The 25,892-nt window shown below is 49.1% G+C and carries 24 protein-coding genes; 10 read left to right on the forward strand and 14 right to left on the reverse strand.

The annotated features are described in order from the left end of the window. Positions 1–278: hypothetical protein (locus tag ACO6VE_RS10155; RefSeq protein WP_422461141.1), on the forward strand; the 278-nt coding region annotated here is incomplete at its 5' end. A 241-nt stretch (positions 279–519) separates the two neighbouring features. On the opposite strand, the gene tnpA is transcribed toward ACO6VE_RS10155, so the two are convergent. Then, a complete protein-coding gene (gene tnpA / locus ACO6VE_RS10160; protein WP_422461143.1) occupies positions 520–714 on the reverse strand; it encodes an IS66 family insertion sequence element accessory protein TnpA in 195 nt (64 codons plus the stop codon). 408 nt (positions 715–1,122) lie between these two features. Between tnpA and ACO6VE_RS10165 the strand changes: the two genes are divergently transcribed. Then, on the forward strand, positions 1,123–2,322 hold the full coding sequence (locus ACO6VE_RS10165; RefSeq protein WP_422450835.1) for an alpha/beta hydrolase family protein: 1,200 nt from the start codon (positions 1,123–1,125) through the stop codon (positions 2,320–2,322). 48 nt (positions 2,323–2,370) lie between these two features. Here ACO6VE_RS10165 and ACO6VE_RS10170 read toward each other — a convergent pair whose 3' ends face one another. Continuing rightward, positions 2,371–2,958, reverse strand: coding sequence for a YecA family protein (locus ACO6VE_RS10170; RefSeq protein ID WP_422461145.1), 588 nt, complete (start codon positions 2,956–2,958; stop codon positions 2,371–2,373). Positions 2,959–3,228: 270 nt separating this feature from the next. Between ACO6VE_RS10170 and ACO6VE_RS10175 the strand changes: the two genes are divergently transcribed. Both ACO6VE_RS10175 and recQ read left to right on the forward strand, forming a co-directional pair. Next, complete coding sequence (locus ACO6VE_RS10175) at positions 3,229–5,370, forward strand: hypothetical protein (RefSeq protein ID WP_422450839.1); 2,142 nt, start codon at positions 3,229–3,231, stop codon at positions 5,368–5,370. Positions 5,371–5,452: 82 nt separating this feature from the next. After that, positions 5,453–7,279 (forward strand): DNA helicase RecQ, encoded by a 1,827-nt coding sequence (gene recQ, locus ACO6VE_RS10180; protein ID WP_422450840.1) that lies wholly within the window; start codon positions 5,453–5,455, stop codon positions 7,277–7,279. Here the strand turns inward: recQ and ACO6VE_RS10185 are convergent. Both ACO6VE_RS10185 and ACO6VE_RS10190 read right to left on the reverse strand, forming a co-directional pair. Continuing rightward, on the reverse strand, positions 7,235–7,786 hold the full coding sequence (locus ACO6VE_RS10185) for a SprT family zinc-dependent metalloprotease (RefSeq protein WP_422450842.1): 552 nt from the start codon (positions 7,784–7,786) through the stop codon (positions 7,235–7,237). The genes recQ and ACO6VE_RS10185 overlap by 45 nt on opposite strands. Before the next feature lie 249 nt (positions 7,787–8,035). Next, the gene (locus tag ACO6VE_RS10190) at positions 8,036–8,647 is read right to left on the reverse strand and encodes a Yip1 family protein (protein ID WP_422450843.1); all 612 of its coding nucleotides are present in this window, start codon (positions 8,645–8,647) and stop codon (positions 8,036–8,038) included. A gap of 268 nt (positions 8,648–8,915) precedes the next feature. Here ACO6VE_RS10190 and ACO6VE_RS10195 point away from each other — a divergent pair, with 268 nt between their 5' ends. From ACO6VE_RS10195 to ACO6VE_RS10205, 3 genes are all read left to right on the forward strand, one after another. Beyond that, positions 8,916–9,728, forward strand: coding sequence for a glucosaminidase domain-containing protein (locus ACO6VE_RS10195; protein ID WP_422450845.1), 813 nt, complete (start codon positions 8,916–8,918; stop codon positions 9,726–9,728). A 22-nt stretch (positions 9,729–9,750) separates the two neighbouring features. Then, a complete protein-coding gene (locus tag ACO6VE_RS10200; protein WP_422450847.1) occupies positions 9,751–10,617 on the forward strand; it encodes a DUF547 domain-containing protein in 867 nt (288 codons plus the stop codon). Positions 10,618–10,694: 77 nt separating this feature from the next. Beyond that, the gene (locus tag ACO6VE_RS10205) at positions 10,695–11,507 is read left to right on the forward strand and encodes a DUF547 domain-containing protein (RefSeq protein ID WP_422450848.1); all 813 of its coding nucleotides are present in this window, start codon (positions 10,695–10,697) and stop codon (positions 11,505–11,507) included. Positions 11,508–11,962: 455 nt separating this feature from the next. Here ACO6VE_RS10205 and ACO6VE_RS10210 read toward each other — a convergent pair whose 3' ends face one another. From ACO6VE_RS10210 to ACO6VE_RS10235, 6 genes are all read right to left on the reverse strand, one after another. Next, complete coding sequence (locus ACO6VE_RS10210; RefSeq protein WP_422450850.1) at positions 11,963–13,324, reverse strand: DUF1329 domain-containing protein; 1,362 nt, start codon at positions 13,322–13,324, stop codon at positions 11,963–11,965. Between the two features lie 82 nt (positions 13,325–13,406). Then, entirely contained in the window at positions 13,407–14,129 is a 723-nt protein-coding gene (locus ACO6VE_RS10215) for a DUF1302 family protein (protein WP_422461147.1), read from the reverse strand. 75 nt (positions 14,130–14,204) lie between these two features. Then, the gene (locus tag ACO6VE_RS10220; protein ID WP_422461149.1) at positions 14,205–15,215 is read right to left on the reverse strand and encodes a DUF1302 domain-containing protein; all 1,011 of its coding nucleotides are present in this window, start codon (positions 15,213–15,215) and stop codon (positions 14,205–14,207) included. A gap of 262 nt (positions 15,216–15,477) precedes the next feature. Next, positions 15,478–16,272, reverse strand: coding sequence for an IclR family transcriptional regulator (locus tag ACO6VE_RS10225; protein WP_422450852.1), 795 nt, complete (start codon positions 16,270–16,272; stop codon positions 15,478–15,480). 163 nt (positions 16,273–16,435) lie between these two features. Beyond that, positions 16,436–17,305 carry a DMT family transporter gene (locus ACO6VE_RS10230; RefSeq protein WP_422461151.1) on the reverse strand — a complete coding sequence of 290 codons (870 nt, stop codon included), beginning with the start codon at positions 17,303–17,305 and terminating at the stop codon, positions 16,436–16,438. Next, the gene (locus tag ACO6VE_RS10235) at positions 17,298–17,576 is read right to left on the reverse strand and encodes a hypothetical protein (RefSeq protein ID WP_422461153.1); all 279 of its coding nucleotides are present in this window, start codon (positions 17,574–17,576) and stop codon (positions 17,298–17,300) included. Before ACO6VE_RS10235 ends, ACO6VE_RS10230 begins: the two co-directional genes overlap by 8 nt. Before the next feature lie 307 nt (positions 17,577–17,883). On the opposite strand from ACO6VE_RS10235, the gene ttcA reads away from it, so the two are divergent. The 3 genes from ttcA to ACO6VE_RS10250 all read left to right on the forward strand — a co-directional run bounded on the left by ttcA (position 17,884) and on the right by ACO6VE_RS10250 (position 21,471). Next, the gene (gene ttcA / locus ACO6VE_RS10240) at positions 17,884–18,795 is read left to right on the forward strand and encodes a tRNA 2-thiocytidine(32) synthetase TtcA (RefSeq protein ID WP_422450856.1); all 912 of its coding nucleotides are present in this window, start codon (positions 17,884–17,886) and stop codon (positions 18,793–18,795) included. 205 nt (positions 18,796–19,000) lie between these two features. Beyond that, positions 19,001–20,767, forward strand: coding sequence for an ankyrin repeat domain-containing protein (locus ACO6VE_RS10245; RefSeq protein ID WP_422450857.1), 1,767 nt, complete (start codon positions 19,001–19,003; stop codon positions 20,765–20,767). A 374-nt stretch (positions 20,768–21,141) separates the two neighbouring features. Further along, positions 21,142–21,471, forward strand: a complete 330-nt coding sequence (locus tag ACO6VE_RS10250; protein ID WP_101748834.1) for a TraR/DksA family transcriptional regulator — start codon at positions 21,142–21,144, stop codon at positions 21,469–21,471. A gap of 45 nt (positions 21,472–21,516) precedes the next feature. Here the strand turns inward: ACO6VE_RS10250 and ACO6VE_RS10255 are convergent, their stop codons facing one another. The 4 genes from ACO6VE_RS10255 to hemN form a co-directional block, all read right to left on the reverse strand. Continuing rightward, positions 21,517–22,056, reverse strand: coding sequence for a hypothetical protein (locus ACO6VE_RS10255; RefSeq protein ID WP_174783948.1), 540 nt, complete (start codon positions 22,054–22,056; stop codon positions 21,517–21,519). Between the two features lie 135 nt (positions 22,057–22,191). After that, on the reverse strand, positions 22,192–22,749 hold the full coding sequence (locus tag ACO6VE_RS10260) for an adenine phosphoribosyltransferase (RefSeq protein ID WP_422450858.1): 558 nt from the start codon (positions 22,747–22,749) through the stop codon (positions 22,192–22,194). A gap of 79 nt (positions 22,750–22,828) precedes the next feature. Continuing rightward, positions 22,829–23,581, reverse strand: a complete 753-nt coding sequence (fnr, locus tag ACO6VE_RS10265; RefSeq protein WP_422450859.1) for a fumarate/nitrate reduction transcriptional regulator Fnr — start codon at positions 23,579–23,581, stop codon at positions 22,829–22,831. A 513-nt stretch (positions 23,582–24,094) separates the two neighbouring features. Further along, on the reverse strand, positions 24,095–25,489 hold the full coding sequence (hemN, locus tag ACO6VE_RS10270) for an oxygen-independent coproporphyrinogen III oxidase (RefSeq protein ID WP_422450860.1): 1,395 nt from the start codon (positions 25,487–25,489) through the stop codon (positions 24,095–24,097). Positions 25,490–25,892 lie beyond the last annotated feature (403 nt).

Below are 25,892 nucleotides of genomic sequence, written 5' to 3' on the forward strand. Positions count from 1 at the left end.
GTACATCCTTCATTGGTTCAGGCATGACCTGCACCATCGCTGAGGTATGTTCATTGCCAGTTAATAGCCTGTTGTCGCTGACTGTTGGTAGGTTTCTTGATAGGGAACTGATCACTCCCGGAAGCCTGGAAGCTGCGTCAGCAGGCATGGCCGGTTCGGTCTCCATTGGCTCCGGATTAGCAGGTAGCGAAGTTGAAGAACACACAATACTCCTGCTGTTGTCAGTAACACGCCTGCGCTTTATGGGTGGGGTGGGCCCGGATTCAGATTGCAGTTGATGCGGTGGCAATGTTCCAGTGCCCGTTGTTGTCTGTTCCACCTGGTAACCTGACATGGATCGCTTTCTTTCTTGTTTTCGGCTGTTTGCTGGCCGGTGCCTTCCGGCTTCAGTGGATGTTAACGGGGATGCCGTGTCTGCGGTTACTGAGGAGGAAGGTGACTGCATGGCTTCTTCGGGGATTACCTGTTTGCAGTTGGAGAATCGTCTGGGGATGACAACAATAGAACGTAAACGCGAATTTAACCAGCGTAATAGCCAACCCCGCCGGATCGGCTTATTCTTGAGGTGCCTTCACACAGTTTCTTTTTCCAATAACCAGGCTGTGATGGTCTGACGCCGTTTTGTCGGCACCAGGCTTTTTGGCTAAGCCCGGGGTCGTGCCAGGCTTCGATCCGTTGCAGCCATTGTTCTTTAGTGGTTTCTGGGGTGGTCATCGGAGCCTCCATGCAATCAGAGGCTTTATGATCCACGATCAAATCTCAGCGGGGTAGGACGTGGGTTATTTTGGCGGTTACACTGCATCCAGATGAAATCGTTTTCTTCGCTCCAACAGTACTGAGCCCACCCTGCCTGTAACAAACTGCCATCAGGCCCCTCACTACCCATCACTGAGGTTGGAAATACCAACATCTGTACTACGATACATCCATAACAAATCATCCAGTCGCCCGAAAAAAATCACTAATAAGTAGGTGGACGTTTGGTTTTAAATATTTGCCTCTATCAAATCATGGGGATGTCGTCAGTCTTATGCCTAGCAAGGGATGGAACTAATTACTGATTATATGGTCGGAAGTATACGAAGGCTAACGAGTACCTGCTTACAATATATCAGGCACCAGATGAATACCGTCGCACAATCCACCAGTAAAACAATGAGTCCCTCATTTCCCGCAAGCTGGCAGATGCCAGAAAAACAACCCATCACGAATGCACACTTTGGCAACCGCCCTGTGGCATCACATTTAGTGAGTACTTCCCTCTTAAGTGGACACCTGACACTTGCTGAACCGACCTCCCCATCATTGTCCAGTTATGGGATATCCCAATGCACATCAGTTGCCGGATGGATGATTGAAAACCGGCTTGGCCTATCCAAACTGTTGGGCTGCCGCCTTGTTTCAGCACAATACTGCTACCTGTTTTCCGCTAAAGCCCACTTCCCCGCCAAGAGTCAGGCGATTATAGATTCTGCCTGTAACGCCACCCATGAGGACGGTTTCAGGACAGAAAAAATTACCCTCTCCCATGACGCCACAACCCTTTGCGGAGTCATTTGCTACCCCGCAGAGCGACAGTCCACACCATTGTCAGACCTGATCATTTTTAACAATATGAATGGTACAACCATCTCAAACTTCTTTGACAAAGACAGGCTTGCCAGCACATCCCATGGACTGCCAGATGGCAAACCCACAGAAACACCGGGCAATATTCAGCAGATTCTGGGCTGTCCAGTTCTTCTTTACGATTACACGGGCACCGGAATCAACAAAAGGGCAGGACTTTTACGCTATGCTCCTGCGGCCACCGGCGAAACCGTAATCAAGGATGCCATGGCAGTCTTGCACACGGCACTGAACCAACCCGGTATTGACAACATCACACTGATGGGAAGTTCATTGGGTGGCGGCGTTGCCACAGTTGCTCTGGAACGCTATCTCAGTAATCTGGGTGAAGATGAGGCAATACGGACCAAAAAACGCCTTACACTGGTTAACCATGACTCCTACAGCACCACTTCAAGAGTCGTCATTCCACAATTACCCGAATTTGCCGATACCCTGGGTTGGTTGTTCGGTGCTCACATTGATGCAGCCACCCCCATGAAACAGTTGGTGGAATACCAAAAGGTGAACACAATCATTCTCTCACGGGAAAACGATCATACGATTCGCAAGGGATCCCGGATGTACGAAATGTTTGCCAATGCTGCGGCAAAAGAAAGCCATTTATCGTGGTACCATAGTAAACTTCCCGGACACTCAGGCCTTTCTGAAGACCAGGCTGCTTTTCTTAAAAGTAAAATGTGTGATAGTTGAAGTAGCCAGGGGCAACCAGAAGCATCGCTGGTTGCCAGTCAAACTAAACTATGAACGTCGTTTTCCAGATGGGTGAGGCTTTTTCTCTTCCGGTGCGTTGAAGATCAGGTAAAGCTCCATCAACACTTCAGGAATCTGGCTGCACATATCTTCTGTGAGCTTACTGTCCCTGCGAATATCCTGAAACTCCTGTTCATCATCAAACAGGCCTGAGGCCAGCATGATCGGCAGCAGGAGTTCACAGACCTCCTGTTCATTGGTCCCGAACCAGATGTCTTCATCGAGGAAGTGAGCCACCATAAAACCGATGCACCAGTTGGCAAGGGCTTCATCGTCGTGGTCTTCCAGCTCTTCGGATTCGCAGGAGAGGGAAAAACCCTCATCTTCGTCGTTAAATCCCCGGTCGATGGTCGTTTGCATTCTGGCAATAAGTTCATTCAACTCATTGGCAATGGCTGCTGGAAGCTCTACCTTACCATCAAAAATACTCTCGTTCCGTACCTGCTCGGTCAGGTCTATCGGGCAGATGGTCAGGGCTGTCAGGAAACCGTGGAGACCATGGTAGTCAAGAGTTCCTTCATTTTGTTCCGTAAAAGGCTGTAACAGCGCCTCCACAGAAGCACGGGTATTGGACATAGAGGGTATCCTGAAAGTTTGAGGGGGGGATTTTACTCTGGCTTTGGTGGAGATAAAAGTCTGTCCGGTGAAGCCTTTATCATGATGGGTTACCTGATAATGAGCATCACTGTTTTTTTCTTTTTATAGAACTAAATGTTGGTTGTTAACGTCTGATTGAGTGGAGTGATCAGCCCATAAGCCGTCCAAACAGTCTCTGATAAGGGTTGGACGTATAACAAAAAACATCAAATGTCGTTCATATGTATGGCGAATCTTTGGAGATTGAGCATGGATAATCCGAAGCCTGTAGGTAGACCTTGCAAAACATATAGCTTGCGATCTGATGATAAAAGGGATAAGCCTGTCAGAGAAGGGCGCATGAAGGATGGCAAATCAGTAGGGCCATTTAAGTCTTTGAGGTCGATGTTAATGCGTCAAAGGCCTGCTGAGGAACCGGTGTATGCTAAAAATCGACGTGATGTTGTGCATTGTGATAAGCAACTTGCCGGAAAAGTCAGTTCAGAAATACGTGGCAGGATATCCCGGCCAAGAGTTGGTCATGGGGCAGCGTCGACCAGTGCAAGGTCTCCTATGGGTAGTACTGAATTCGGGTCTGCACTGGATGTGATGAGAGGGATCCCAAGCCAGTCGGCAAAAGCAAAAGATTGCTTTTCTGCGTTTTTTTTTCCGGTAACCTTCTCCTGCAAGCTCAACGATGTTGAGGAGACACTTCCCCATGAAATGGCACGTAAGATTTGTGATAACGATGCCATCCGGGATTGTGCGGCTTATCTGGCAAATGGGGGAACCGAAAAAGTAAGATTAAGGAAATATGAAGAATCGTATCAGAATGACGCAGGCAGGGTTGATTTAACCATTATTAAAGAAGGTACGAATGGTGCTCAACCACACAAGTTCAACACTAAAGACTACAAGTGCAGTTTGAATCTTGCAGATGAATCTGTCAGTAATCACGAGGTTGAGAGGATGTTGGCTTCATATCTTGAGGGTCAGGGTCCTGAACTGTCGGATTCCTTGAAAATTCTTCTTGGGCAAGGCTTGTTGAATCAGCTATATGCGTACTTCTCTGAAATGGGGGTGAAAATGAGTTGCTCAGGATCTTCAAGCTGCACTCATACTTTGGAACTAAACGACTGGCGGTGTGTTTTGACATCAACAGTGACTTACAATGAGTATATCAGTGCAGATGGTAAGGCAAAAAGACTGAAATTACCTTGTTCTTTTTCTGTGATGATCAGTCTTGGTTCTTTGAGTAAAAGTGGTCATTGGCGCCTGAATGAAGCAAAAATAAATCTGAACTTTCATGGTAAGGTGGCACGACAGGTAGAGAGACAAATCAAGCCAACAGCTTCAAAGCGTCTACTCCTGGACATCGAAGCGATAGCCGGGAATGCCGGAGGAATGCTTGCTGCCCGGGCACTGAATGATGGCGGGTTGAGGCGTTGTAACAGTGAAGATAGCTTATTATCTTCTATGTCAGAAAAGCCAAAAAACAGAAAAACCTATTTTAAAAAAGGTTTTTTGTTAAAAGATAATAAGGTGTTTTTATGTGATACTACTTTGAGTAAGTATGATGTGCGGTGGCAGTTGAGTAAATTTAACTGGGTGTCCGATTATAATGAAAGTTTAATAATAAGAGGTATCCATTCTGATGGTAGTCATGCTGACATGGAAGAGATTGTGGTGCGATGCTCAAATTTACTGCGCTGGTATCCTTCAGGAAAAAAACAGTTTTTTGATTTTTGGCTTGAGGATCATATTGATACGCTGAAGAATTATGGTGTTCCTTATTTGAGTGCTCTTAAACAAGCGGTTCTAGCTGAATGCAGGTGTTTATGGAATGCTCAGTTTCAAGAGTATCTAGATAAATATTTAAATTTCAATTACCAGGATTATGCCGGTCAGGTATTTCCAGAATTAAGTATACAGGCTAATGGGAGTGAATTTTTAGAGCTCGCCGTTGCCATTTATAAAAGTCAGGAAAATACATCAAGCGTAGTGGCTTGGGTGAAAGCGTTGAATGACATTCGTCAGGAATTAATGGCGGCAAAATCATTGTCCAATAGCGTATGTGCCGAGTATCTTCTCAAACTGGGAAAAGCCAAGGCGGGCAGCTTTTCAATTGTTGCCAGTTATCGAGGGTGTTCCCCATTAAAACACAAGCCAGCTCGTGAACTGGTGCCGTACTTTAACCGATTCTCAACCGCAGGCCAGAAGCTGGTCAGCATTCTTCTTTATGAGAACATGAACAGACTAAAGGTGATGTGTAAGGCTTCATGGGTTGGTCATTATTTGACCGCTATAGAGGTGCACAATAATCCCCATGAGAATGATGAATTTGTCAATAACTTATCCAGAGATTTAAAGTTATGTATTGAAACAGATGGGCGACATATGGCGATAGTCTGATTTGTTGGAACCTATCAGGATTTGATGAAGATGCTGGCGAGTATCCGTATACTTGCCCTTTTATCAGATGCGATTCTGTTCAATGCCTGATCCTGCTCTGGATATTTTAAAAAATACATTTGGTTACCAGTCCTTTCGAGGATTCCAGCAAGAGGTAATTAATGAAATCGTTGCTGGCCGTGATGCCCTGGTATTGATGCCTACAGGGGGAGGGAAATCGCTCTGTTACCAGATCCCCGCATTATTAAGAGGTGGTACGGCAGTTGTCGTTTCTCCTTTGATTGCCTTGATGGATGACCAGATTAACAGTCTTCGGGAGCTGGGTATTCGTGCCGACTGTCTGCACTCCGCCATGCTGCCGGAAGACCGGCTTCAGGTTGAACGGGAACTGCTGATCGGTGATCTGGATTTATTGTATGTAGCGCCGGAAAGACTGCTGACTGAGTCGATGCAGCGGCTGCTGGATCAGATTCAGGTGGCTTTGTTTGCCATTGATGAGGCTCACTGTGTCTCTCAGTGGGGGCACGATTTCCGGCCGGAATACCTGCAGCTCTCCTGTTTGCAAACACGGTTTCCCAGGGTTCCCAGAATTGCCCTGACAGCGACGGCCGATCAGAGAACCCGCCAGGAAATCCGTGAACGACTGGGACTTGGAGCAGCCCGGGTATTTATCGACAGCTTTAACCGACCCAATATTTTCTACCGGATCAGCCAGAAGAAGCAGGGTAAGCAACAGCTACTGAACTTTCTTAATAAAGAGCATCCCGAAGATTCCGGAATTGTTTATTGTCTTTCCCGTAAGAAAGTGGAGCAGACTGCCCAGTGGTTGACGCAGTCAGGGCGAAAGGCGCTGCCCTACCATGCCGGGCTTTCACCGGAAGAACGGCGGGCAAACCAGCACAGGTTTATCGTCGAAGAAGGGATCATTATTGTCGCGACCATTGCCTTTGGTATGGGGATTGATAAACCGGATGTGCGGTTTGTTGCCCACCTCGACCTGCCAAGAAGCATTGAAGCCTATTATCAGGAGACCGGGCGTGCGGGGCGGGATGGCCTGCCTGCTACCGCCTGGATGGTTTATGGTTTACAGGATGTGGTGCTGCTCAAACAGCTGCAGGCCCGCTCCAGTGCCAGTGTGCATATTCAACAGATAGAGCAGCAAAAGCTGGATGCCATGCTGGCGCTTTGTGAGGTGACCGGATGTCGACGACAGGTGTTGTTGAATTACTTTGATGAGCCTCTGGATAAACCCTGCGGCTATTGTGACTTGTGTCTTGAGCCACCGGAAATATGGGATGGGACCGAAGTTACCCGCAAGGCGTTGTCCTGTATTTACCGCAGTGGGCAGAGCTTTGGGGTAGCTCATCTTGTGGATATTCTGCTGGGGAAAAGCACTGATAAAACCCGCCGTTTTGGTCATAACCGGCTTAGCACCTTCGGTATCGGCACCGAGCTGGATCAGAGCAGCTGGCGGTCGGTCTATCGTCAGCTGGTGGCCAGAGGGTATGTGAATGTGGATCATGACAGTCACGGAGCCCTTAAATTGAATGAGCGTTGCCGTTCACTGTTAAAAGGTGATGAGCGTATTCAGTTACGCCGTGATCGATATGAGCCTTCCCGGAAGTATGAGCAGGAATACCGGGAAGTTGGTCGTGTTGTGGTGGAAGCCCATGATCAGCAATTGTGGGAGGCTTTGCGCCAATGGCGCCGTAGCCATGCTGAGGAACAGAATGTCCCCGCTTATGTCATCCTGAACGACAAGACCCTGATGGAGCTGATAAAGGCTCGTCCTCAATCCCATCTTGAATTGTCGAGAATCACCGGAATAGGGCAATTCAAGCTGGAGAAATACGGCGATGACTTATTAGCAGTTTTGGGGGGCAGCCAGGGCGTTACCGAGGAATGTTAATGGCCCTTTACAGGCGGTGCACAGATAGACCGTTCCCCGTTGTGAGCGGTTGTGTCGTATGGTGCTCAGGTGAATCGTCTTGCCCTGACAGTGGCATCGATACAGCCACTGCTTCCGGCTGCTTCTTCCGGTGTCGTACCGGTGACAACGATCGGCAGGAAGTCTGAATACCCTGGTCATGATCCCCTGCCACTCTCTGCCATGGGCCCGGATGTTTCGGCCAAACAGTTCATAGGCCAGCAGGTGGGCCACCTCGTGGGCGACGGTTTGTTGGATAAAGTGCTCACGGTTTTCCTGAAGCAGCACTTTATTGAAGCGCAGTTGATGTTTTTCAATCCACGCCTGACCCGCTGTCTCCCCGGTGAGATCCAGTCGAATATAAGGTTTTTTAAACGGTTGTTGAAAAAAGCGTTCCGCTTCCTGATAAAGCTCAATAATCCGCTGTTCAATTTGGTGAAGGTCGTTCGGCAATGGTTTGTCTGCTCCCTGAGTTTGCCCGCAAATCATAGTGGATTGCTCAGGATTGTAAAATCCGTAAGGCACAAAAAAAGCCGTGTAAAACGGCCTTGGGAATAGTCCTTGAATAATTTCACATTTTGGAGCCTCCAAACTCCGTTCGTCCTGAGGCTGTCGAAGGGCGTAAACTCCCAAGCATGATAGGTCGTGCCCGGGACCCTTCGACTCCGCTCAGGGTGAACGGAGAGCGAGTTCTAAATGTTGGAATCATTTAAGGATAATTAATCATTAAGATTGGGACTAATAACTCTGCACATACTCAGGCCCAATGCCCATACCCCAGAAAATCACGGTGGTGATCATGATGGCAACCAGAACCACCAGGCCAATACAGAGAACCGAGCTGGCATAGATAAAGCCCTGTTCCTGAGGAATCTTCATAAAAATATGGAGACCGCTGTACAGCAGGTAGGCCGTGGCAGATACCGCCACAGTACCGGCAATAATAGCCAGCCACAGGGATGGATAGAGACCGCAGATACCAATGAGAAACAGAGGATAGGCGGTATAGCATGTAAAGGCTGTACAGTCTGCCAATGACGGGTCGCTGTTGAAGTTACCGCTCATCCAGTGGATAAACCAACTCATGACCGCAACGCCACAGACCATCGCCATCCAGGCAAGGATGGACATCCACAGGGCACTCTCAGGTGTGAGTCTTACCACATTGGTGCTGCCGGGAAGGCTCCAGCCAGACATCGTAGTACCAATGTAAGTGCAGATGGCGGGCAGGGCTGCCAGCCAGATGATTTGGCCAAGGTAGAGCTGGATCAGTCCGGGCGGGTTCTTGCGAATGCTGACCCATTCGTTGTCGGGCTCAGTAAGCAAGCCCCAGAAATGGCTTAGGATCATAACAGTGCCTCCGTGTGTTCGGCAGGATATCAGGCCGCTTCTTCCACTGAAGTGGTGGATACTGATACTGACCGGCGCTTAACCTTTGTTATTATTATTGGCTCTCTGCAGAGGTTTTCCATCGCAGAACCGCGTTAAGCCGCTCCTCAAGTGTTGTCATGTTTCGCCCGGTTTGTAAAGAAACTGAACGTTTTTTAGTGGATTTTCTGCCTTTTTTGGCCATCAGCCTTTATTCTGTTGCTAATCAAGATGTTTTACTGAGGTACTCATGCTCAATAAGATTGATAAAATTATGTTGGGTGTTTTTCTGGCGTTAATTGTGCTGTCTTTGGTGATTCACTGGCAGGGTAAGTTTGCGTCAGGGCCTGAAATACCGGAACCGGTGGCGGTTGAAAAGACAGAAGCGTTGCCGGTTGTGACCATACCGGATTTCAGCAGCATGGTTGATGTCAAGGCCAAGAAAAGTGCTTTCTTTGGCTTCTTATTGCCGATGGTGCAAGAAGAGAATGATACGATTTTACAAAACCGTCTTCGGATTATGGCGTTATCTTCCCAGTCAGAGCTGACGGAGAACGATCAATTGTGGCTGGCTGATATGGGTAAAAAGTACCGTATTGGTGATGTGTCAGCTTTTGATGAACCGTTTTTTGCCAGGTTGCTGGCGTCTGTCGATATGATCCCTGCTTCTCTTGCCCTGGCTCAGTCGGCCAATGAAACCGCGTGGGGGACTTCACGATTTGCCCGACAGGGTAACAACTTCTTTGGTCAGTGGTGTTTCCGACCGGGATGCGGCATTGTACCCGGGGCTCGCCCGGCAGGAGAGAGCTACGAAGTTCAGAAGTTTAAGGATGTTGCGGCGTCGGTCCGTGCTTATATGCACAACCTGAACACCAATCATCAATACAGGGCTTTGCGACAGCTGCGGGAGCAGAAAAGAGTCAGTCAGGAGCCAGTCACAGGCGCTGATCTGGCCCATGGTTTGCGGGCATATTCCATCCGGGGTGAAGAATATATTGAAGAACTGCTTTCCATGATCAACAGCAATCAATTGCTGCGGTATGATTTAAATAATCAAGGCTAAATAATTAAAAGAAGGAATTCCCGTGACCGTATCATTCAGCAATTCTGCCTCGCTCCGTTTTTGCTTTGCCAATCTATGGAAGCGAGCAGTAAAGGCATTGTCTCTCGGTGCCTTGCTGCTCATCCTTCCGGGCCTGGTGATGGCAGCGCCTGCCAGCACCTACTGGGCATTTTGGGACAAAAGCAATCCAGAGTCTTCTGCGGTGATCAATCACCATCTCTGGCAGGAGATACTGGATACCTATCTGGCACTTCGCCCGGGTGGCAATCGTTTTCGATATGGGTTGGTCAGTCAGGAAGATCGGGACAAGCTTGATAAATACCTGAGGGATATGGTCTCCCTGGACCCAAGGACATACTCTTTGGCGGAGCAAAAAGCGTACTGGATCAACGTTTATAACGCGTTAACGGTTGATCTGGTGCTGGAACACTATCCGGTTAAATCCATTACCAGGATTGGCCCATGGTACCAGTTTGGCCCATGGGATATGGATATCACCCAGGTAGCGGGGCAAAACCTGACGTTGAATGATATTGAGCACCGGATTCTCAGACCACTATGGGACGATAGCCGTATTCATTATGCGGTGAACTGTGCCAGCATCGGTTGCCCGGATTTGTCCCCAACGGTGTTTACCGCAGACAATACTGAGCCAATGCTGGATGAACTTGCCAGGCGCTTTATCCGGCAGGAAAAAGGCATGAGCTGGGTGGAAGGCAAACTGACGCTGTCGCGTATCTATGAATGGTATGAACAGGACTTTGTTGATCAGGCGGGGGTTGTTTTGCATCTGCGCCAGTTTGCTTCTCAGGCAAATGCCCGGCGGCTGAAAAAATATACCGGTACGATTCAGTACCAGTATGACTGGCGATTGAATGAGCTGAAGTAGCCCGTTTCTTTGCCGATCTTAATCAGGCGCTTCACCAAAGGATGGCTCTGAAATAACGCTAAAAAAAGGTGCCATGTATGGCCAGATACGTCGTTTCAGCTTTGCTCTTATTGTTCAGTATTGCGGTCCAGGCGGTTCCATCCCCGGATCTCTGGTCATACTGGGATAAGGCTGACCAGAGTAGTGAGCAGGTGGTTGATCACTCACAATGGCAGAACTTTCTGGATCGCTACGTAATACTCTCTGAATCAACCGGAATGTATATGGTTGAGTATGGGCGTGTTACCAAAACTGAAAAAGGCAGTCTGGATGCTTATCTGAACAGTCTTGCCGGGCTGGACCCCAGAAAGCTGAATCGTACCGAGCAGTTGGCTTATTGGATCAACCTGTATAACGCATTAACCGTTGACCTGATCCTTGATTACTACCCGGTCAAGTCCATTACCAAGTTGGGTAAGGGATGGTTCCGTATGGGGCCCTGGCGAGATGAACTTATCATGATTGCTGGTCAGACTATCTCCCTGCACGATATTGAGCATCGAATTCTCCGCCCCATCTGGAACAATCCCCGGATTCACTATGCACTGAACTGCGCCAGCATTGGCTGCCCTGATTTATTGCCTGATGCGTTTCGGGGAAAAAGGATTGATCAACAGCTGGAGGCAGCCGCCCGACGCTTTATTAATCAGAAAAAAGGCGCAACCCTGGTCAATGGTCGCCTGGTGCTGTCCAGTATTTTTGATTGGTATGAAGATGACTTTATTGATAAAGATGGGGTATTGAACGAGATAAAGTCATTTGCCAGCGGTGACTTAAAGCATCAATTGGAAAACTACAGAGGGCGGATCAGTTATCGTTACAACTGGAAGCTTAATGAATACAGGCCGTAATAAAATAGAGTTGTCTGGCAAAGCCTGCGCCCGGCTATATTGCCACTAAATTCAGCAGTCGTATGTTAGCGGATGGCGTTCTGAGGGGGAGATGTGGGACAGTACCGGCAAACTGGTGGCCGTCTGCCGACAGTCTGCAATCATTCGCGTGCCTGAAGGCAAGCTTGTCTTACTGAGTTAGATAATCATGTTATACATCTCATCCGTGGGAACAAGTTCAACAGGGCTTTGCTGCACTGGTACACGGTTTCAATGTATTTGATGGGGTCCCTCTATCAATGACGCCCAAATTCCGTTCGTCCTGAGCGGAGTCGAAGGGCGTACACACCATACCCTGAATAAAGACTGTGCCCATCACCCTTCGTCCGTGCACCCTGAGCGGAGCCGAAGGACGCTCAGGGTGCACGGAGATTGTACACATCAAACTCATCGAAATGATGAGGTTATCAGTGAGTTTAACGTTTGCCCAGTCGACGCAGGTTGGCTGATTTCCAGAAGGAAAGTGGCTTCTGCTCTGCCAGTATATTACGCATGCCGACATCGCCATTTTCCATATTGGATACGGAATAAGTGGCATTAGCAAGGTCATGATAGACAGTAGGCGATGACATCATGGAGGGGATCTCATAAGCCATTTTCAGGTGAGCTGTATTTACTTTCCATAATCCTCCCCGGCTATCATAGGCTTCCATAATGGCACCCGCCCAGCTGTCTTCATCCAGATACATACGGCGCTTGCTGTATATATGTCGGTTACCTTCTTTCAGGTTGCCCTCTATCACCCAGACACGATGCAGTTCCCAACGGGTATAGTCAGGATTCAGGTGGTGAGGAGTCAGCAGCGTCTCACTCGAAAGGTCTTTACTGGCAAGCGCATAGCTATTATAGGGAATATACATTTCCTGCTTGCCCACGATCTGCCAGTCAAAGCGGTCCGGGGAACCGTTATAAAGATCGACTTCATCGGTGAGTATAAAGCCGGTAGGTGTGTCATAAGCGGTGGTGGGCGCTTTCTTCACCCGGCGCTGCCCTGGCAGATAAATCCAGGCTTTTCTGGGCTCTGCCAATTGATCAACGGTCTCTTTAACCAGTGTCAGCTCACCAGCATCACGTACCGGTGTAATCTGCTCCCTGAGATAGAAAAACAGCGTGTTGTCCAGCTCCTCGGCTGTTACGTTTGGATCATAATACTTGAAGTAGGCGTCATACTTGGAGACCTCACGCTTCACTTGTCCGGAAGGCTGAACCAGTGCCGCTTCATTCACGCCTTCCACGTTAATGCCCTGCCACCGGGTAATATGATTCCAGATAATTTCATTGGCATTTTGCGGGATAGGGAAAGGTATTCCGGCAATAGCGCCACTAAAACCATTACCGTCGTTGGCCAGCTGGGCGCTGGTGGCGTTATTCAGCGTATTGTTTACGATGCGCTCCGGTGCTGTAAACGTCCGGTGTGTTTTATATACCGGAATACGGAATGTATCTGGATAGGCTTCGAGCATGGCGATAATACCAGTACTTAGCTTATCCTGATGCTCCTTATAATTTTCTGCCGTGATTTCGAACAGGGGTTTTTCATCCGCGAATGGGTCGACGCGTGTCACTCTTTCCGGGTCGTAACCATTGTCAACAGAAACCAGTTTGCCGGTCCAGGCTGGAATAGTGCCCTCTTCATTGCCCGCTCTTTCTGCACCAAAAGGGGTGAGTTCGCTGGTTAATCGCCTGGCTTCCATGTTATCAACGGCTGCCAGCGACAAACTTGAAAAGGTAATGCCGACCGCTATGGCCAGCGTTGAAAATAAGGGTCTTGTTTTCATCTGTTCACCTCATTATTTTTGTTATTTTTTTAAAATGGCTTCGTTCGGATTGCCAAAACGAAGCCTTTTATTTTTCTGGTGATTAAAAGGAGTACGCCACGCTAAAGGCGACATTGTCCCGGTCTCTCTGGTCGCTTTGGCTGTTCCAGGCGTTATAGCTCAGTTCGGCAGAGATATTGCTGCCGTAGTCTGCAGCAACCCTGGCGCTGTAGCTTATGGCCCCCTGATCGTCTCCGTGGAGTTTATCATTGAGGGTCAATGATGGGGATAAGTCCAACCCGGGCAGCACGTTGTCGTATGAGCCGCTCAGAACCAGTGTGTACTCATAAGAGTTTTTGCTTAAGTTGGAAAAGTTGGGCACATCGGTAATGCTGCCGGGTATGATTTTACCGGAAACCTCTGAGATAAGGTTGACATCATCGGCACCAAGGTTTGGTCCGAAATTGTGGGTGGCGTTGACCGTCCAGGTGTATAGCTCGTCACGCTGGTAAAGGTTGGTTTTTGTACCTGAGGCAACGATTCCTGCGGCACCCAAGTCTATAGTACCCACTGATCCTCTACCTGCCAAAATAGCATTGCTGGCTAAGGTTGCAAATTCTTCCCGATTGGTAGAAAACGGCATGTTAGGCCGGTAGGTGACTTCCATTCCAATACTGGTTTCACCAATATTACCGGACAGGCTTAAGCCGTAGAGACGGATATCTTCAGGGTATGCAAGGTCATAGTAGGTGTTATTGAGGTAATACAGTCCATCTGCAAGAGCTGTTAACGTTGAGTTTGACCCAGTTATGCCAGCTTGACACAACGCTGCATATTGGCCTGTAATCGGGCTTCCTGCTGAAAGAAAACCCGGTGCCTGAGAGGAACAACCAGCCTGATCTCAAGTTTCAAGAGCAGCATAAGGAGCACGACTGTGATAGTTCATAAAGAATAACGAAGCTTCGACTCCAGAAAATTCATAACGCAGCGCAAGACCAAACTGACCATCATCTGAAGCATCGATTTTCTGCCCCTGTCTGGCAATAGGTAAAATCCGATCAGTGCCATTCAAGCCTGGGATTGAAATATCAGCCGGTACCGGAAGTGAATTCCTAAAATCTTCAATAACCCCCAAAGACCCATCACCAAACAGATCCTCCGTACTCATATAAGCCCCATTGGGTATCAACTCATGAGATTCCCATTCAAACTTATAAAACGCTTCCATACTGAGATTGTCGGTAATTCCCGCCTGCACATACGCCATATTCACCGGCAATGTATGGTTACGCAGTTCTGCCCCCGGAAGGCGCAGCCCGGCAATATCGTAAGGGTTGGCAGAGTTTATACCGCTGGTAAAGAAGAGGGCTTCACCCCAGTTAATCACCTGACGGCCCAGTCGGAAGGACAGCGGTTGGTCCGCAACATAACCATCCCGATAGGCATAGGCATCAAGAAGTCTTGCTCCTGAGGCAGAGTCTTTAAGGTCATCAGAAAATTTGGTTTCGCTGCCGGAGTTGGAATAAATATTGCCATCTCCGGTCGGGTCTTTATCTTTCAGTTGGCTGTCATACCAGGCGTTGGCCCGCAAAAACAGACCGTAATCATCTTTGCTCACTTCCAGGTCTGAGGTAATGCTGAAGATGTTCGAGACTAACCCGGTATCAAAATTATAATTACCGTCATTGGTATTGATATTGAGGTTGTCATCATCCCTGTCTTCTACTCGCCACATGGTGCTGTATTTCACCTGAGTATCCAGCGAGATATTGACATCATTTTCTGTGGTCCAGCTGACGGCCTGACTGACACCGGGCATGGTGCCCAGAATAGCCAGTGTGAGTAGATAAGTTGATTTTCTGATTCCAACAGGCCGTTCCATCTGCCTGGAAGCACGGTGATTTTTTTGCATGTTGCTAAGGTCTCCTGCTCCTTCTTGCCACTACTGCCCTCAGTAGTCGGTTTCAGGTTTTTGTTGTTATTGAATTCTTGTATCGAAGATTTCAGTGCTTTGTGATCTTAGCCTGAGGATATGGTTGAAATCAATATGCAATACTGCACAGCGAAATGTGTGTTCGATTTTTTATTTTATCTCAATTAAGTGCTATGTGCTCGTTCCCACGTGGAGCATGGAAACGAGGATAGGACAGTATTCAAGCCGTGTTATTTATGGGTTATACCCCGGTAGCCTCAATATCCCGCACCACATGAACCAGCTGTGGCCCCAATGACTGCATGATCATCTCATCGGAGATAAGGTATTTCGGACCACCGCAGTTGATTGCCATAACCCGGCCGTCCAGAAGTTTGAGCGGGACAGCAACGGCATTAACATCTTTGCTCCAGTCGCCAAGGGATGTACAGAAGCCTTTTTCCTGATACTCATCAATAGCCTTGCTGATGCTTTCTTGCCAGGCTGGCCAGTGATCACCTGAGTGCTGCTCCATCAGTGACAGGATCTGATGTCTTTCACCGTCTGACAGGCCGGCCAGAAAGGCGCGCCCGGAGGATGATGTTGCCAGTGGCAATCTTGAGCCAACATCCATGCGCAGAGCCTGCGTTTTTTCATTGCGGCAATTTTCAACATAAATCATCGACAGACGCTCACGTACGGTCAGTCCTACAGAGATATTGGCTTGAGTGGCCATTTTTTCCATATAAGGCTTGGCAATTTTACGTACGTTGAGGTTGGAGGTGTAGGCGTAACCCAGTGCCAGCACACCGACGTCCAGTTGATATTTTTCCAGGTGCTTCGAGTAGGTGAGATAGCCCAGCTGGGTCAATGTGTAAGTCAAGCGGGAGATGGTTGGTTTGGGAAGCCCGGTAATTCTGGCAAGGTCCTGATTGCCGAGAACGCCGCCCTGTTGGTTGAAAGCCCGCAGCAAATCCAGGCCACGTGCCAGCGCCTCAACGAATTTCCTGTCTTTCTCCCCCCCTTTCTCTCTTGGCAGGTCAATAATTTCATTCATATGTGGTGTGTCTTCTACTATTGTGTACGCTCTGCAGGGGGTGGAGTTCCGCTCCCCGCAAATTAAAGGCCATTATCAATACTGGTTAAAGGATTAAACATTTATAACATAGGTAAATCAGAAGTATCGGGTAAATCTCCGGGGTTTGTCGGTTAACATCCATCTATTGTTGCCTGGCGCTGCCGCTGTTCCAGAACGCCGTAATCAGCCCGGCTGCGATGACCAGCACAATTCCTGTCAGCGCAAACCCGTCAGGAATATGGCTCCAGATCAGCCAGCCCATAATTCCTGAAAATACAACACCGGAGTAGTTTATAGGTGCCACGATGACGGCACTGGCAAGTGTCAATGCCCGGGTATAACACCACATGGTCAACGAGATAGAACCACCAATAAAGAGCAAATAGGGCAGTGTCCAGTAAGGAATAGGCTGCCAGTCAAGGATAGCTAACGGGATGCTGCTAAGAAACGATATCAAAAAATAGTAAGACAAAATCACATGGGTCGATTCCGTGCCTGAAAGGACCCGGGTGCTGACCATGGAAAGCGCCAGAAACACGCCGGACAGCAACCCGACGATATGCCAGTATTCAATGCCTTCTGCGTCCGGTCGCAAGATCAGCAGAATACCCAGGAAGCCAACAATAATAGGCAGCCACTGCCCCCCCGGAATGGTTATTTTTATCCAGGCCCAGACAAATAATGGCACAAATAACGGTGCCGTGTTACGCAGCAGAGAGGCGTCCACCAGGGGGGTATGTTGAATCGCCAGATAGTAGGTAAAAAAACACAGCCAGCCGGAAATCCCCCGGACAGCATGAATAACCGGGTGTTTTGTATACCAGTTGCGAAGAGGGTGTTTCAACAGCAAAGGGATAAGAATAAGCAGGCAGATGCCGTACTGAAACAAAACAACCATAGAGATGGGAACTGCATCGGCTACCACCTTGGTGGCAACACCCGCGGTAGTGGATGCCAGTGCTGAGAGCAGGGCAAAGATTATTCCTTTCAGAGTGGCATATTGGTCATTCATATTGGATATTTAACTGCCTTGTGCCTGCCAATTTTTCCAGGGGTTGACCTGACGTCATCAGATTCAGTGCGTTTTTTACCCCGGCCAGACGGGGAACCCGCTGTGTGCCACCTGCGATAACGTCTTCGTATTGATTCAGGTCGAAAGCATTGCGCTGAATGAGAGTCCTGATGATGTCACCCAACAGGTCATCCGGACGGATCGATGAGAGCGCCCCACCGTCTCGGCCGAAAGGTCTACGACCACCGTCGTAGATATAGGCATCGGGCATGTTATCATTTCCTTATTATTCTGCTATGCAGAATTTGATTTTAAATATATTGATTTTGCTTTTGTTAATCAATACCGGGTTTTATCCATTTTCAGTGGCTGCTGGCGTTGAGCCGTTTTAAGTTGTGGGTCTTGAATGGCTCGGTGGATACCTTTCCGGGGCGGGGATATCCCATAACTTATTCCATTTGAGCTGGTTTCAGAATCCCCTGTAGTGAAAGTCCGTAACGGGATAGCAATCGGTCTGATTGGTGAAAGATTGACAGATAGTTATAATCAAATTTTTCCTTAGACTCCCTCAGGATAATATGACGACTTCTCTTTCCGGAACTGCAAAGACAGAATTTAACAAGCTGCAAAAAAGGTTGCGCCGCCACGCAGGTCAGGCTATTGAAGAGTTCAATATGATCGAGGATGGCGACAAAGTGATGGTCTGTTTATCGGGTGGCGCTGATAGCTACACGATGCTTCATATTTTGCAGAGTCTCCAGAAAAGTGCACCGATAACCTTTGATTTAGTGGCGGTGAATCTGGATCAGAAACAACCGGGCTTTCCTGAGCATATCCTGCCGGAATACCTGGATGGCCTGAATGTTCCTTATCATATTATTAACAGGGATACCTATTCGGTGGTTAAGTCGAAGATACCGGAGGGTAAAACCACCTGTGGTTTATGCTCGCGCTTGCGCCGTGGCACTTTGTACGCCTTTGCCGAAGATATCGGCGCAACCAAAATTGCCCTTGGCCACCATAAGGACGACATCGTAGAGACCATGTTTCTTAATATGTTCTATGGCTCCCGGCTGGCCGCCATGCCACCCAAGTTACTATCAGACGATGGACGGAACGTGGTGATTCGCCCTTTGGCTTATTGCCGCGAGAAGGATATCAAACGGTTTGCTGAGCAAATGGCGTTCCCGATTATTCCATGCAACCTGTGTGGCTCACAAAAGAACCTGCAGCGTCAGAATATCAAAGCCATGCTGGCTGAGTGGGAAAAAAAGAATCCGAGCAGGATCGAGTCAATTTTTACGGCTATGCAAAATATAGCGCCATCCCAGATGGCTGATACTGAGCTGTTCAATTTCAAGGATCTTAAAATGGATCGTTCTGGCGAGCGCAAGTCCTATGAGCATGAGGACAATCAAACGATCTTTTCCGGGAATATTCCTGATCCAATCGATACCGATATTGACATGGTAAAAATTATTACTATTTAATTTCCCGGCCTCTCAAGCTGAGAGGCTGTGCAGCCAGGCTATGCGAACGTTCAATTCAGATCAGATTGCCAAGGTGCGCCAATAGCAGGCAGGTCAGCTTCTGTGCTGCCTTTCAGGAACCAGTCCACAATTTTTCTGTCAATAGTGTTTATGAAATCACCGGTTGTCCATGAATTCAACCGGGTACACGGTGACCTGAATACTGATGGAAAATTCAATTTCTCCGGTTTCCAACCCGACAGGGCAACCATTAAACGATGTCTGTCCGATTTGTCTGGTTGGATTGTTTGGACACAGCAGGGTAGTGGTTACCCCTTGTCGCCATCGCTATCACGAGCAATGTGTGACCCCCTGGCTTAACAGCCGACAGTTGTCCAGACGAACTTGCCCGGTCTGTCTTAATTGGGCCCTGCCACTGATGCGAGAGGGTGGGGCGAAGCTCTATGAGTACTCAGCTTACAGCGAGTCAATGCCCCTGAGTTGCTGTCGCTCCGGAAACCTGGCACAGCTTCAGCAGTTGCTGACCCTCGACCCGAGTGTTGTCTTTGCCCTGTTTCGTACCGGTGATACAGGTCATCATGTCCGTCTGCTGTACATGGCCGCCAGCAATGGGCAAATGGGTTGCGTCAGGGCTTTGGTGGCAGCGGGGGCTTCGCTGGATGTCCCGGCCATCAATAACGGCATGACCCCACTGCACGTTGCCCTGGTCAATGGCCACCTTGATGTGGTTAATTTTCTGATTCAGTCCGGTGCGGGTCTCAATCTGACTAACCGGGATGGTCATACCGCCCTTCATCTGGCAGCCAGGCAGGAAGACGGTCAGTTTGCCGAAGCATTGATTCTGGGAGGGGCAAACCCTGCCACCAGGGACAGTCATGACCGAACAGCACTGCATATTGCTGCCCTGGAAGGCCGTTGTGAGTGTGTCAGGATACTGGCCCGGAACCCGGGCATTATTGATACCGTGGACAGCCGTGGCAGGACCCCCCTGATTCTGGCGACCAAGGCCGGCCACAGGGCGGTAATGGATATTCTCATCAGCAATGGGTGTAACATGACCATAGCCAGTCGGCATGGCCGGGTGGCAGTTCACCATGCGGCCACCGGTGGTCATGGCCACTGCCTGCGATTACTTGCCGATAAAGGTGCGAACCTTGACGCAGTGACCCCCGTTGGCAGAGCGGCGATACACTACGCTGCCATGCGAAACCATAGTGAGTGTCTGGAAATCCTGATTGATAACAACGCCAACGTTGAGGCGTTTGTCAATTGTGGCTGGAATGCCCTGCACCTTGCTGCTTATCATGGGCACCTTGAAAGCGTGCAAACCCTGATCCGAAGGGGGGCCAATATCCAGGCCTTTACCAACGGCAATAGCGTTATGACAGCACTGCACATAGCCACCAGATGCAACCATCTTGGGTGCGTCAGGGTCATTGTTGAGGCTAACGTGGATTTTTCGGCAAGGGACTCGGCTGGCAACACGGTGTTACACGACGCCGTCACCTACGGCAGTTATGTGTGCCTGCGCATGTTTATTCGCTCCGATGCCGACCTTGACATGACCAACGCAGAGGGTAAGACCGCACTGCATCTGGCTGTGCTTAAACACCGTTGCAATAGCCTGAAAGCCCTGATCCAGGTAGGTGCTCAGCTTGATGTTAAAGATAATTCCGGCCGTACTGCCATGCACTATGCCGTTGATATGTCCTTTATTCATTTCTCATTTGATGCTTCCCTCAGCCTGCTGATTCGGGCGAAGGCGGATCTGAATATTCCCGATCAAGACGGCAATACCGTTCTGCATATGGCGGCATTCAATGGCAACCTGAAAGTTGTCAGGATGCTGTTGAATGCCGGCGCAGATCATCGGGTGAGAAACAGACATGGCAGGACTCCCCTGGTACTTGCCAGACAGCTCAATCACACATCCTGCATCGACAGGCTGAAACGACTGCCTTATGTGATGTAATGCCTGGTTATCGACCACTCAGCCTGTTAATGGTTACGAGATCAAGAGGAGGGACTTTGTCAGCCTCCTGGACTCCGCTTCAGGCTGAACGGAGATTGTTCACATCAAACTCATTGAATTGATGTACCAGGTGGGAAAATGTTTTTCCGGATTGAAACTGAATATTACGTTTACGGTATCAATGATCTACTATTTGAATTCATGATTTTGGAAAGAATCAGTACGCCGCAGGTTGGTAATTACCTTATCCGTTTTTGTGAGTGGGGATAAGGTTCTTCGGCGTTGTTTTATGGTAAAGAGTGACCTTTTGACACAACCATTCTTTATAGAATAAACAGCAGGATTCTACAGTATTTTTGTGCAGGGGTAGCAAAATGACAGATCATGATAAGTGGCAGAAATGGTTGATGGCTCGCAGGGATGAGCTGAATACGCGTCTGGGTAAAATTAAAAAGGATGCTTCCCGAAAAAACAGTGCAGACTGGTCTGAGCAGGCGCAGGAACGGGAGAATGATGAGGTTATTGATGCACTGGGTAACGAGGCGGTGATTGAACTGGGTAAAATTAACCGCGCCCTTGATCGTATAAATGAGGGCGATTACGGTTTCTGCCTGTCCTGCGGTAAGGAAATTCCGGTTCAGCGCCTTGAGGTTATGCCTTATGCTGACCTTTGTGTTCAATGTGCTGAGGCCAAGGGGTTGTAGGGGAGCATCATCAAGGCGATAAGGGAGCAGGCAGGCTGAATCCTGTTATGCCGGTTTGGCTGCAGCCTGGTTAAAGTACGTTGACTCCTCTGTGGAGCAGCCTGATTCAATAATCATCTTTTGATAGCTTTCGCAGAAGCTCTGGAGTGTTCCGGGGTTTCTGCTGTGGAAGTGCTTTTGCCATAATCTGGCCATGGCAGTGATGTCTTCTTTATCAATATCTTCGATCTGAATACCGCAGCGGTGATAGATAAGCCAGGCAATGGCGGTGGCGTAAACCAGGTTGGTCGCCAGTTCATGATGGGGGTGGGAAAGAAACTCCCGCTGGCTGGCCAGTCCCCGAACTTTGCTGGATAAGTCAGCGTTTGGTGCCAGAAACAGGTCCCAGATATTGCGGTGCATGCGAGGAGAAATCTGATAGATACCGAGTGCCTGGTGATTGGCCTGTTTCAGATGAAAACCAAGCCCGGACTCTCTGGCTGCGGTACCAAGCAGCAGGTTCTCAGCAGTAGGGCTCCACATACCCAGATGCTTGAGTGCGGGGCGAACAACATAGTGCCTTAGTTCCTTGGCGCATATTCCCATTTGCAAAGTCCTTTTCCCGGGTAGATCCCGGTCTGTGCGTCCTGTAACTGCGGGAGGGGCTCTCAGATCCAGACATTAACCCTGGATCTAAGAGACATATCGTATCATCCCTGAAATTCTGAACTGAGGGTGGTTTTACTCACCGGCAAAATTGCACAGGGCATAGGTTGGAATGCCCGCCGCATTGAGTCTGTCAGCGCCCTTGAGGTCTGGCAGATTGATGATAGCTGCAGCTTCCAGTGTGCTGGCTCCTGCTTGTCGAATCAACTGATCCCCAGCCAGCAGTGTGCCTCCGGTGGCGATAAGGTCATCCACTAACAGAATTTTTTCACCGGCCTTAATGGTGTCTTCATGCATTTCCAGTACGGCTTTGCCATATTCAAGGTCATACTCGACACTGAGGGTTTTGCCTGGCAGTTTGCCTTTCTTGCGAAACAGTGCCAGCGGCTTGTTCATGATATAGGACAGTGTCGAGCCAAGCAGGAAACCGCGGGCATCAAGCGCGCCAATGCGATCAAAAGTCTGGTTCTCATAACGCTGAACCATGACATCCACGGCCTTACGCCAGGCTTCCGGGTTTTCAAACAGTGTGGTGATATCCCGAAACAGGATGCCTTCATGGGGCCAGTCCGCGATGGTTCTGATTTGCGTTCGCAGATATTCCTGAACGGATGAACATTCGTTTGTATGCATGGGAGGGAGCATGCCGCTGTCAGTCAATGGATAAAAAGGAAGAAGCCACCTCAAAGGGTAGCTTCTTTAGAGGATAAAGTCAGGCGTTGGTAGCAATCGGTTCCAGTGTTTTTCCCCCGGCCAGGGCACAGAGTTCAACCGAGTTGCGAATTTCGATTTCCTTGCCCACGGCGGAGATCAGGCCGTTTTTCTGGAATCGGGTAAATACACGACTAACCGTTTCTACCGCCAGACCCAGGTAGTTCCCCATCTCATTTCTCGACATGGACAGACGGAACGACTGGGAAGAAAAACCCCGGCGACGAAAACGGCTGGCCAGGTTAATCAGGAAGGTGGCAATACGTTCATCGGCGTTTTTCTTGGACAGCAGCATCATCATTTGCTGGTCTTCACGGATACGCTTGCTCATCAGGCGCATCAGATGTCGGCGCAATTCCGGGAATTGATCGGAAAGGGTTTCCAGTTGCTCAAAAGGAATCTCGCAGATCATGGTGGTTTCCATCGCCTGGGCCGACACCGGATAGGTATCCGTATCCATACCGCTCAGGCCAAGAATTTCGCTGGGCAGGTAAAATCCGGTGATTTGTTCCTCACCTTCATTGGTCGCTGTGTAGGTTTTGAGAGCCCCTGAGCGAACAGCAAAGACACTGGTAAAGGGGTCACCTTCCAGAAACAGGTGTTCGCCTTTTTTCAAAGGACGCCCACGCTTGATAATGTGATCCAGCTGATCGATATCCTTAATGCTCAGTGCCAGTGGCAGGCACAGTGAGCTGAGGCTGCAGTCTCTGCAGGCCACATGGCTCGGCTGTCGGACGTTGGGCTTTGACGTCATTGAGAGGCCTCAAAGTCGTATTTGGCGAAATTCGACACTGTTTATGGAAAACCAAGTGTATGAAAAGTGTTACCGGAGTGTAAATCAGGTATGTACGCAACCGGGCAGACCCAGGGTAGGGGTTTGGTGCTGCTTCAGCAATGCGTCATAAACTGCGGTGGTTCCGGTGAGCTCTCATCTGCCGTGTCATCTATCAAGCTCAGGGCTGACCCTGATCATGGTATGGTCATGGCTCCTGGTGGTTGTGTGTCTTTATCCCTGAAAATCAATCTGACATTGTCTTATGTCACAGGATTAAATTTTCGTTCGTGGTATTTAACGGACATGGCAGATTTTGCACTTATGTTTCAAGTAAATCAATGTGATAGTGGTGGCAAGTCGTCGTCAGTTTCAGTTTTTTTCTGATAAACCGGTGAGCTGCAGAGAGGTTTCGGTTCTGTGCGGGATGATCAGTCGTTGTCGGTACTGGCGGGAGAGGGGCTCCGGAGCCTGGTGATTGCTCCGGAGTGTTACTCAGATAACCTTTGAGAAGAGCGTCTTCTCTTTCATCTCCGGTTGATGGAGATAGTGGTCGAACTGCATACAGATGTTACGGATCAGCAGTGTTCCCTTTGGCAGTACTTCCAGCAAGCCATCGCTATTGAGACTGATCAGGCCGTCTGCCCTCATCGGCTCCAGCCTTGCCAGCTCATCCCGGAAGTAATCCCTGAATTGAATATCAAACCGCTGTTCAATATCGCTGAAGTTCAGTTTGAAGTGGCAGATCAGCTGGGTAATCACTGCCTGGCGGACTTTGTCATCAGCGGTCATCTTCAGGCCGCGAACCACTGGCAACTGCTGTTCATTGATCATTGCACAGTACCGGGCTTCATCGGTGCTGTTCTGGATATAAGTGTCGCCTACCTGGCTGATGGCAGACACGCCCATGCCGATCAGGTCGCAATGACCATGGGTGGTATAACCCTGGAAATTCCGGTGCAGCGTGCCTTCTTCCCGGGCAATGGCCAGTTCATCGTCTGGCAGGGCAAAGTGATCCATACCGATGTAGATGTAGCCCTGATCCAGCAGTTTTTCCGTGGCCTGATGCAGAATGTCCAGCTTCACTTCCGGCGCAGGCAGATCCTGCTCATTAATTCGGCGCTGTGGTTTGAAGCGGTGGGGCAGGTGGGCGTAGTTAAACAGGGATAGCCTGTCCGGGGCCATATCAGCCACACGATCGATGGTTTCCATAAAACTGTTGGTGGTCTGGAAAGGCAGGCCGTAAATCAGGTCCATGTGTACCGAGCGGAATGCCATGACCCTGGAAGCATCAAGAATGGATTGAATCATGCTTTCAGGTTGAACCCGGTTAACGGCTTGCTGAACTTTGGGGTTCAGGTCCTGAACGCCCATGCTGATTCGGTTGAAGCCAAGGTCCCTCAGGGTGCCCATCATGGGCCAGTCTACTTCCCTGGGATCCAGTTCAATGGAGTAGTCTGCGGTATCGCTTTGGGTCAGTTGGAAGTGCTGACGGATATGGCCCATCAGATCCCTCATCTGATCTCTGCTCAGAAAGGTCGGTGTGCCGCCGCCAAAGTGCAGTTGCTCGACCCGCTGTTCCTGACTGTAGAGTGCTGCCTGCATCTCTATTTCACGAAACAGGTATTCCAGATAACTATTGGCGCGCCCACGGTGTTTGGTGACAATTTTATTACAGGCGCAGTAATAACAGACATGGGAGCAGAACGGGATATGAAAGTAGAGTGACAGGGGATTGATGGCCCTGGCACTGGAGTGGGCATTGTGATGATATTTCTCAATATCAAAGCTGCCATCAAACTGCACCGCCGTGGGATAGGAGGTATAACGCGGGCCTGAGTGGTTGTATCGGTGAATCAGGTCTTTATCCCAAACTGGTGCGGTATTCATTATTGCTCTCGGTAATCTTCATGTCTTATTAGTCAGTGTGTTCGCCTTCTGGTCGGTCTTTTTGTGCCGGAAAGGGTAAGGCAAAAACAGTCGGTATTACGTCATGATGTTTTTGGCTAGTTTAGAAAGATTTTCAAGGTTGTTCTTTGATCGGTGTCAATAGGTATGAACCGAACTGGCATGCCTTAGTGGTTCGTCTTTAGGGCATGTGATGAGGATTGTGTCCAACGTGGCGTGAAGTTGTTGAGGTTGGCTATTGTATCTGCCATCTGGTTATTAATCGAGCAAATAATGCTTTGGCTGGCAGGGTTGTGCTGAAAAGGGTCTGATTGATAGTGATTGGTGGGTTCATTGAATGTGCTATTTTTGCTGCTAGATCATAAAAATTCACAAATATGTCCTG

Source organism: Endozoicomonas sp. ALB115, from assembly GCF_049310245.1.
Classification (GTDB): domain Bacteria; phylum Pseudomonadota; class Gammaproteobacteria; order Pseudomonadales; family Endozoicomonadaceae; genus Endozoicomonas.